We start from the raw sequence: 7701 nt of genomic DNA on the forward strand, positions 1-7701 counted from the left end.
TTTCTTATCCAATACTAATATCTGCTTTCATATACTGAATCAAATCTTTCTTATCAGGCTGGTAATCCGCTAGACTAACCAACAAGGTCAAGGGACCGATACGGCCAATAAACATGAGCACCATGACAATACTGAGGGCTAACTTGCCCAATTCTGGTGTCAGATTTGCCGTTACCCCAACTGTCGCAAGGGCTGAAATGGTCTCAAACATGAGGTAGATAAATCGCGGTGTTCCTTCTGCTGTAATTCCCAGCAACACCAAGCCCAACAGGAAGGTCATCAAAAAGATAATGAAGACACTAAAGGATTTTTGGACTGTACGAGCCTCAATGGTTCTCTGCGCCACATTGGCATGAGGTAAGCCCAGCAATTCACTACGCGCAAAGACCAACAAGACAAAGAAAGTCGTAATCTTGAGCCCCCCAGCCGTCCCTCCAGGAGCTCCACCGAGAAACATCTGTAGGATATAGATAAACAAGGTCACAGGCCGAGCTTGGGTATAATCAATAGAAGCAAAACCGGCCGTTCTCATGCTGACGGTTTGGAAAAAGCTGACCAGCACTTTCTCTGGAACACTGAGATTGCCAATAGTTCCTGGATTGTGCCACTCCGTAAAGAGTGTGGATACTGTCCCAAACAGCAAAATCCCTGCAGTCAAGAAGAGGACTAGTTTGGTGTGGAAACGCAGACGGCGTTTTTTCTTCTTGTCAAACTGGGTTGCCAAGTCAAACCAGACCATAAAGCCAAGACCACCTGTGATAATCAAGCCAGCAATGACCAGATTAATCAAGGGATCCGTCTTAAAAGCCACTAAACTGCTACTGCCGAAATTATCAAAACCAGCATTACAAAAGGCTGAAATAGCTAAAAAGATAGAGGTAAAAATGCCTCGTCCCCAGCCGAACTCAGAAATAAAACGAAAACTTAGTAGAAAAGCACCCAAACCCTCCACTAGGAAAGTCGTCAAAAAGATGGAGCTCATAAAGGCCTTCAGCGACCGAGTCTCTCCGTAACTGAAGCTCTCCTGAATGGTTTCACGACTGCGAAGACTGAGCTTTTGCTTCCCCTGAATATAAAAGACCCCGATAAAGGTCATGAGCCCCAGACCACCAATCTGTATCAAGAGCATACAAATCAACTGCCCCCAGACATTATAGGTAGTAGCCACCGGTTGCGTAAAAAGGCCGGTCACACAGACCATGGACACCGTCGTAAAGAGATGGTCAAAATAAGTAGCCTGCGAACCACTTGCCTGAACAAAAGGCAAACTCAAAAGAAGAGATCCTATAAAAATAACTCCAGCGAAACTCAGAAAAATTCGACGAGCAGGCGAAAGTCCGCCCAAGGCTCTTTCAATTTTTTTCACAAATAATTTGAATAACATACATCCATTGTACCATAAAAAGAAGAATAGTAGCTAAAACTGAGAGGCTATCTCAAGACAGAGTTCCAAAGCCTTCTCGAAAGCTTCTGAACCCCAGTCACGACTGTCGTACTGGTCCAAGTCTGCTAAGGAATCAGCTGTGAACAGCAACTCTCCCCAGAGAACCCCACGCAGTTGGGCTACTGCCGCAAGCGCAGAACACTCCATCTCCACAACAGCACAGCCTTCTTCCTTACGATAAGCCACCTTTTCAGCAGTTTCCCGGTAAAAACCGTCTGTCGTCCAGGTCATGACTTCTTCATAAGGAATGCCTCTGGCTTCCAAAACTCGCTCAATAACAGCAATAGCCACTGCCTGAATTTCTATATAACGGGAAGGTGCTACATAGTGATAACTAACTCCCTCATCTCGCAGAGCCCGAACAGGTACTAGAAAGGCATTTTCTTCTATATCAGCCAACACACCACAGGTTCCGGTGGAAATAATCTGCTCCACACCATAGCCAATCAACCAATCCATAAACTGGGCTGCTGGAGCTGAACCGACAGGAGCCTGAGCCAGACAGACCTCCTCATCCTTGTAGTTGATGACATAGACTGGATAGGTCTTGGTGGCAGAAACAAATTCGCCAACACAGTCCGCCCCTACCTCTCTCGCATAACGGTCAATCTCCTCACCTAAAAATGCATAGACACACTTCTTGGGCAAGTGCAAATCTAGCCCCTCGTGATTGGGCATGATAACCGCCTGAGGATTGTCATCAAACTCTAAAATAGGAATCGCGTGTTTCTGAATCATAACCTACCTCCTCTAATTTTGTACTATTGTATCAAAAGCTGACCGAGTGTCAAGAAAGAAGCTGATACACTGAGAATAAAAACAATACAATCGCAACCAATCTCCACCAAGTCAAAACAACTTGCTTGACAAAAGCTTGACTTCATGGTTTAATATACCCCATAAGGGTATATTCGGAGGTGCCTATGTTTCACTTATTTACAAAAATTGACAGTATTTCTACCAGCGAGTTAGAAGCTAAACTCAGAGAACCGATTCAGCTACTGGATGTTCGGACGCCAATGGAATTTCGTAGAGGTCATATCAAAAATGCTAAGAATGTTCCTCTAACCGAAATTGGTTCCTACACACCAACAACAAAAGAAACACTTTATGTCATTTGTCATTCTGGTGTGCGAAGCAAACTAGCTGCGAAAAAGCTTAAGAAAAAAGGCTATGATGTCATCAATGTCCGAGGCGGTATGAGCGCTTGGACAGGTAAGGTCATCTAGAAGCATAAAGGAGAAGTCAATGAAAATTATCATTGTCGGAGGAGTTGCAGGCGGTATGTCAGCGGCAACCCGTCTCAGACGTCTCATGGAAGACGCTGAAATCACTATTTTTGAGAAAGGTCCCTTTGTTTCCTTTGCAAACTGCGGTCTACCTTACTATGTTTCAGGAGAAATTGCAAACCGTGATAGTTTATTGGTCCAAACTCCTGAAAGTCTCAAAGCACGCTTTAATCTGGATGTTCGTCCTTTCCATGAGGTCATCAGTATTTCCCCAGCAGAGCACACTGTGACTGTGCGACACGATGGACAGGAATTCACAGAAAGCTACGACAAGTTGATCCTCTCCCCAGGAGCTAAACCATTTGTTCCTACCATTGAAGGTTTGGCAGAAGCTAAGAATGCCTACACGCTCCGCAATGTTCCCGATCTCGATGAAATTATGGCAGCCTTGGACAATCATCCAAAAGAAGCTGTCGTTATCGGTGCAGGCTTTATCGGGCTTGAAATGGTTGAAAATCTGGCAAAACGTGGCTTGCAAGTTACTATTGTTGAGAAAGCCCCCCATGTCTTACCATCATTAGATCAAGAAATGGCAGCCTTTGTCCAAGCAGAATTGGTTAAAAACAGCGTTCGCGTTATCACTTCTCAGTCTGCGACTAGATTTGAAGACCAAGGAAAAGTCATCGTTCTCGAAAACGGTCAAAAGATTACTTCTGACCTCACCATCCTTTCTGTCGGTGTTGAACCTGAAAACGGATTGGCCAAATCTGCGGGGATTGAACTGGGACTTCGTGGTGGGATTCTGGTTGATGAACATTACGAAACCAGTCAAAAAGATATTTTTGCAGTTGGGGATGCCATTGTCGTCAAGCAAGAGATTACAGGCCAAGACGCTCTCATCTCTCTCGCTTCTCCTGCCAATCGTCAAGGACGACAAGTAGCGGACGTCATCGCAGGACTAGGACGTACAAACAAGGGCAGTATCGGCACTGCTATTGTTCGTGCCTTTGATATGACAGCTGCTTCGACTGGACTAAGCGAGCGTATCCTTAGCATGAATCAACTTCCTTACAAGGCCCTTCATGTCAGCGGGAAAGACCATGCTGGTTATTATCCAGGCGCTACTGATATGACCTTGAAGCTCCTCTTTGACCCAAATACTGGAAAAATCTATGGTGCCCAAGGAGTTGGGAAGAAAGGTGTTGACAAGCGAATCGATATCCTAGCAACTGCTATCAAGGGAAATATCACCGTCTTTGACTTACCAGAATTGGAGTTCACCTATGCGCCACCTTTTGGATCTGCCAAGGATCCCGTCAATATGCTGGGCTACGCAGCCTTGAACCTTATCGAAGGTCTCAGCGACAACGTTCAATGGTACCAGCTCGAAGACGAACTGGCTAAGGGAAAGAAATTCCTAGACGTGCGGACCAGTGGCGAATTCCAAAGTGGCCGACTCAAAGTCGACACCATTCACATCCCCCTAAACGAACTACGGGAATGCTTGGATGAACTAGACAAGAACCAAGCCTACATCGTCAGCTGCCACAGTGGTTTGCGCAGCTATATCGCAGAGCGTATCCTCAAACAAGCAGGATTTACCGTCCAAAACCTTGACGGCGCTTATTCACTATACAAAATGGCTAAGCCAGAAGGAGTAGAATATGGAAACTAGTATCAGTATGGCTGACTTTTATGGAAAATATCAACATGAAAATTTAGAGCTTATCGATGTCCGTGAAGCACATGAATTCCAAGCAGGACATGCACCAGGTGCCAAAAATCTTCCGTTAAGTACCTTGGAACAAGGATACCAAGAATTCAAACCTGACCATGAATACCATGTCATCTGTCAAGGTGGAGTGCGTTCTGCCTCTGCCTGCCAATTTCTCAGTTCCCAAGGCCTCACCGTTACCAACGTAGAAGGTGGTATGAATGCTTGGCCTGGTCAAGTAGAATAAATAATCTTCTACAAGAATCTATTACCCCATACAAAAAGCAACAGATATGCCGTTGCTTTTTGTATGAGTAAGAATGCTCTAGATAAAATCAAGTCAAACTCCTCATAAACTATAACTGAGCATATAAATTGACTTCTATATTTTTAGTGATACAATACATAGAATGCCATTTGTTAAGTACGTTCAGTATAAAATTAAAAACTTTGGCATTAAGGAAGGAATTCACTATGAAATCAAAAACTATTGCACTTTCTGTTGCAACATTAGCCAGTGTTAGTTTATTAGTAGCTTGTGCCCCTGCAGCTCAACAACAAAATCAACAACCTGCTCAACAAACACAACAATCTAACCAAAATCAACAGTCTGACCAACAAAATCAGCAATCTAACCAACAAAACACTAACAATAGCAATAACAACCAAGCTGCTCCAGCTCAAAATGCTCCAGTAGCTCAACCTGAAAACATCGATGGAACCTATCAAGGACAAGATGACCATGATCAAATTACTTTGACTGTTACTGGTAAAACAGGAACATGGACAAAATTAGAATCTGACGGTGACCAAAAAATTAAACAAGTTACTTTTGATCCAGCAAATCAACGTATGATCATTGGTGATGATGTACAAATCTACACTGTTAACGGAAATCAAATTACAGTAGATGATACTGACTTTGATCCTTCTGATCGAATTATTTTATCAAAATAATCATAAAAAGAGGCCTAAAAATAGAGCCTCTTTTTCTCAACGTTAAAACTTACATTAAACTATCCTACTGATGGCATTTTTGTCTTTATGATAAAGTAAACAATTACTTCACTTCCTTTTAATCAAGTATCGGATAGCCTTTTCTAGGCGTGCCTTTTGAGCTTCAGGATCATCTAGTGGCTGATTGATACATTCAGTAAGGTTTTCCGTAATGATCATCTCAATCACGCGCTCCACACTAGATTTCACGGCTGTCAGTTGCGTCACAATATCAGCACAATCACGATCTTCTTCAATCATCTTTTGAATCCCACGCAACTGGCCCTCTGAACGTTTCAAACGAGTAATATACTTTGAGTTTGTCATTTCTTTTTCCTTGCTCGATTTTTCTTCATTATATCTCTAATCAGCTTCTTTGTCAAAATTCTCGCCCATCCAGCTCACGCAGTTCTGTTATCAAAGACTTTTCAAAAAGTAAACTAGCCATACTGATAATTTACTAGAGTTTTCTAGTTTTACCTTGCTAAACGAATACGAGTCACAATTCCGTCTGGGGCTGTGATTTCCAGCTGGCTCGATGTCAGCCACTTGATTGGTGCATCAACTTCTTGTGCTCTCTGAGCAATCGTTAACATTTCTTCTTTATGTGCGACTTCGATGACACCGTAGGCCAAACCTGGCAAGCCTTGCTTACGCGGAGCCAGACCTTTTCCTCCCCATTCGTTGACTGCCAAATGATGATGATAGTCCCCAGCTGCAATCCAACTAGCGCTAGGCACACTGAATTTATCCTCTAGTTCTAACACCTTTTGATAAAACTGGCTGGACTTTCGACTATCCTTGACGGACAAATGGATATGCCCCGTTCTCGTACCATCTGCTAAAGTAAAGGGCTCTACTCTTTCCCCCAACTCATAGATATCCTGTGCCGCAAGGGCCTCAGTGACCCCTATAATACGACCGTCTTCTCGAATATCCCATATGGAAACCGGCTTATCTCGATAGAGTTCGATGCCATTTCCCTCCAAATCTTCCAAGTAAATAGCTTCACTGTAACCATGATCTGCACCGCCGACGAGAGGAATCTGTAAATCTATCAGGTGTTTCAAGACATCAGCCAAAGCCTTTCGTGTCGGCAAGAGAATAGCCAGATGGTAAAGTCCATAATGTTCCCTTACTTCACCGCTCTCTTTTGTTTGAATCAGCTGTACCAAGGCTGTTCCTCCAAGTCCCAGAACGACCTCTGTCTCAGTTTGAGATAAGATTTCTAAACCAATAACTTGCTGATAAAAGGCTGTTTGACTTGCCAAATCCTTTACATTTAAAACTGCCTCTGCTAAATAAATGTGGCTCTTGTATTCATAGGTCATAAATTGTTCTCTTTTCTCATTGTAATTCTTTTTATTACAACTATTATATAATTTCCATCAAGAAAGTCAAGTCAGATAACTTATAGAATATGATTCTGTAATCTTGTCTATACGAGATTAGAACGAGAAAATCTACAGAGAATTGATAATAAAACCACCGAAAATTTTTAACCAATGCTATGATAACTCTCATCTCAATCCCAAAAAGAAAAGGAGCGGATATGATATCCTACTCCTTATTCTTATAAGAAAATCTAATTAGAATTAGTCTTCTTTTTTCTTGCGAGCAACAAGTCCAAATCCACTCAAAACACCTAAAAGTCCAAGTGCTGCTAAGCTAGAGTCGGCTTCTGTACCTGTGTTAGGCAATTCTTTTTGAACTTCAACATTTTTAGGTGTTGATTGTTGAGAAGCTGGTTGGTTTGGAGTTGATGGTTCAACATGCTTAGGTATAACTGTTACTGGGACTTCTACCTCTACGATTTCTCCTGATGGTAGTTTCACTTTTACTTTAACACTTGGTTTTTGTCCTGCCGTATCAGTTGCTGGGATTTCTCCAACTTCTACGATTTCGGCACCTTTTGGTAACTCAACATGTTTCTTAACATCATCTTTGCCAATTGGAGTTCCAACCTCTACTACGATTGGGGTAGTTTTAACTGTTTCTCTTGGAGCTGGAGTCGCTTTTGGAGTGACTGTTACTGGGACTTCTACCTCTACGATTTCTCCTGATGGTAGTTTCACTTTTACTTTAATACTTGGTTTTTGTCCTGCCGTATCAGTTGCCGGAATTTCTCCAACTTCTACGATTTCAGCACCTTTTGGTAACTCAATATGTTTCTTAACATCATCTTTGCCAATTGGAGTTCCAACCTCTACTACGATTGGGATAGTTTTAACTGTTTCTCTTGGAGCTGGAGTCGCTTTTGGAGTGACTGTTACTGGGACTTCTACTGTTATCACTTTTCCATTTGGTAATTCTACCGT

9 protein-coding genes are annotated in these 7701 nt (G+C 42.6%); 4 read left to right on the forward strand and 5 right to left on the reverse strand.

What is annotated here, in order from left to right; genetic code table 11:
- Positions 1–4: 4 nt before the first annotated feature.
- Both MK482_RS00300 and MK482_RS00305 read right to left on the reverse strand, forming a co-directional pair.
- The gene (locus tag MK482_RS00300; protein WP_153220554.1) at positions 5–1384 is read right to left on the reverse strand and encodes a TrkH family potassium uptake protein; all 1380 of its coding nucleotides are present in this window, start codon (positions 1382–1384) and stop codon (positions 5–7) included.
- Between the two features lie 33 nt (positions 1385–1417).
- The gene (locus MK482_RS00305; RefSeq protein ID WP_153220552.1) at positions 1418–2182 is read right to left on the reverse strand and encodes a nucleoside phosphorylase; all 765 of its coding nucleotides are present in this window, start codon (positions 2180–2182) and stop codon (positions 1418–1420) included.
- 185 nt (positions 2183–2367) lie between these two features.
- On the opposite strand from MK482_RS00305, the gene MK482_RS00310 reads away from it, so the two are divergent.
- The 4 genes from MK482_RS00310 (at position 2368) to MK482_RS00325 (ending at position 5344) form a co-directional block, all read left to right on the forward strand.
- Positions 2368–2673, forward strand: coding sequence for a rhodanese-like domain-containing protein (locus MK482_RS00310; protein ID WP_153220550.1), 306 nt, complete (start codon positions 2368–2370; stop codon positions 2671–2673).
- Positions 2674–2692: 19 nt separating this feature from the next.
- Complete coding sequence (locus MK482_RS00315) at positions 2693–4348, forward strand: FAD-dependent oxidoreductase (protein ID WP_268717681.1); 1656 nt, start codon at positions 2693–2695, stop codon at positions 4346–4348.
- Entirely contained in the window at positions 4338–4634 is a 297-nt protein-coding gene (locus tag MK482_RS00320; RefSeq protein WP_268717682.1) for a rhodanese-like domain-containing protein, read from the forward strand. The genes MK482_RS00315 and MK482_RS00320 overlap by 11 nt, the downstream gene beginning before the upstream one ends.
- 227 nt (positions 4635–4861) lie before the next feature.
- A complete protein-coding gene (locus MK482_RS00325) occupies positions 4862–5344 on the forward strand; it encodes an SP_0198 family lipoprotein (protein WP_268717683.1) in 483 nt (160 codons plus the stop codon).
- A gap of 108 nt (positions 5345–5452) precedes the next feature.
- Here MK482_RS00325 and MK482_RS00330 read toward each other — a convergent pair whose 3' ends face one another.
- From MK482_RS00330 to MK482_RS00340, 3 genes are all read right to left on the reverse strand, one after another.
- Positions 5453–5710, reverse strand: coding sequence for a metal-sensitive transcriptional regulator (locus MK482_RS00330; RefSeq protein WP_045594097.1), 258 nt, complete (start codon positions 5708–5710; stop codon positions 5453–5455).
- 149 nt (positions 5711–5859) lie between these two features.
- Entirely contained in the window at positions 5860–6714 is an 855-nt protein-coding gene (locus MK482_RS00335; protein WP_268717684.1) for a VOC family protein, read from the reverse strand.
- Positions 6715–6978: 264 nt separating this feature from the next.
- On the reverse strand, positions 6979–7701 hold a 723-nt coding region (locus tag MK482_RS00340), incomplete at its 5' end, for a Rib/alpha-like domain-containing protein (RefSeq protein WP_268717685.1).

Source organism: Streptococcus mitis, from assembly GCF_026782865.1.
Taxonomy (GTDB): Bacteria; Bacillota; Bacilli; order Lactobacillales; family Streptococcaceae; genus Streptococcus; species Streptococcus mitis_CG.

Bases quoted from the DNA above. Each gene is read 5' to 3' on its own strand.
- MK482_RS00300 (WP_153220554.1), bottom strand. From the start codon at position 1,384: ATGTTATTCAAATTATTTGTGAAAAAAATTGAAAGAGCCTTGGGCGGA.
- MK482_RS00305 (WP_153220552.1), bottom strand. From the start codon at position 2,182: ATGATTCAGAAACACGCGATTCCTATTTTAGAGTTTGATGACAATCCT.
- MK482_RS00310 (WP_153220550.1), top strand. From the start codon at position 2,368: ATGTTTCACTTATTTACAAAAATTGACAGTATTTCTACCAGCGAGTTA.
- MK482_RS00315 (WP_268717681.1), top strand. From the start codon at position 2,693: ATGAAAATTATCATTGTCGGAGGAGTTGCAGGCGGTATGTCAGCGGCA.
- MK482_RS00320 (WP_268717682.1), top strand. From the start codon at position 4,338: ATGGAAACTAGTATCAGTATGGCTGACTTTTATGGAAAATATCAACAT.
- MK482_RS00325 (WP_268717683.1), top strand. From the start codon at position 4,862: ATGAAATCAAAAACTATTGCACTTTCTGTTGCAACATTAGCCAGTGTT.
- MK482_RS00330 (WP_045594097.1), bottom strand. From the start codon at position 5,710: ATGACAAACTCAAAGTATATTACTCGTTTGAAACGTTCAGAGGGCCAG.
- MK482_RS00335 (WP_268717684.1), bottom strand. From the start codon at position 6,714: ATGACCTATGAATACAAGAGCCACATTTATTTAGCAGAGGCAGTTTTA.